The following is a 1,167-nucleotide window of genomic DNA, read 5'->3' on the forward strand; positions in this document are numbered from 1 at the left end:
GTGCGATCGATGCGGTGGAACCACGCACGCACCTTGTCCCGGGCCCGACCGGTGGCCAGGAAGCCGCTGCTGGCCAGCAGCCAGTCGCGCCGGGGCTCACCGGTCTTGGCGGTGAGGATTTCGATGCGGTCGCCGGTGGCCGGCCGGTGGTCCAGCGTCACGATGCGGCCGTTGACCTTGGCGCCGCGGCAGCGGTGCCCGACCTCGGTGTGCACGGCATAGGCGAAATCCAGCACCGTGCCGTCGCGCGGCAAGTCCACCACTTCGCCGCGCGGGGTGAGCACGTACACGCGGTCTTCCACCAGTTCGGTGGAAAAGCCGGCCATCAGCGCGTCCTCGCCCTCGTCGCGGGCTTCAAGCAGCTGGCGCATCCACGACACCTTGCGCTCGAAGCTGGCGTCGGCGCCGCCGCCCTCCTTGTAGCGCCAGTGCGCGGCCACGCCCAGTTCGGCGTGTTCGTGCATCTGGTGGGTGCGGATCTGCACTTCCAGGGTCTGGCCGCCCGGCCCGATCACCGCGGTGTGCAGCGACCGGTAGTCGTTGCCCTTGGGGTGGGCGATGTAGTCGTCGAACTCCGAGGGAATGGACGGGAACAGCTGGTGCACCAGTCCCAGCACGGAATAGCAGGCCGGGATGTCGTCCACCAGCACGCGCAGGGCGCGGATGTCGTACAGCTCGCTGAACGGCACGCCCTTGCGCTGCATCTTTTTCCAGATGCTGTAGATGTGCTTGGGCCGGCCGGCCACGTCGGCAGTGACGCCGGCCTCGGCCAGGGCTTCGCGCAGGCGCGCCATGGCGTCCTGGATGAAGCGCTCGCGATCGCCGCGCTTTTCGTCCAGCAGGCGGGCGATGCGCTGGTAGGTGTCGGGCTGCAGCCAGCGGAAGGCAAGGTCTTCAAGCTCCCACTTGAGCTGCCAGATGCCCAGCCGGTTGGCCAAGGGCGCATGGATGTCGGCCGTGAGCTCGGCCAGTGCGCGGCGTTCGTCCGCCGGCAGCGCCGCCGCGTCACGCAGCCGCACCAGCTGCACCGCCAGCAGCACCAGCACCGCGCGCAGGTCGCGCACCAGGGCCAGCAGCAGCCGGCGCAGGCCCTCGGCACTGCCCTTGCCCTGGCGCTGGTGGTGCAGGGCGCTCACCTGCCCGGACGCCGCCAGGCCCTCGAGCAGC

Annotated in this window: 1 protein-coding gene; it reads right to left on the reverse strand. The window is 70.4% G+C overall.

Features of this window, described 5'->3' with window-relative positions; all coding sequences use genetic code 11:
* The coding region (locus tag K0M70_RS01570) for a TGS domain-containing protein (protein ID WP_290778393.1) at window positions 1-1,167 on the reverse strand (1,167 nt) is incomplete at both ends.

This window comes from Arenimonas sp. (assembly GCF_019459675.1).
Taxonomy (GTDB): Bacteria; Pseudomonadota; Gammaproteobacteria; order Xanthomonadales; family Xanthomonadaceae; genus Arenimonas.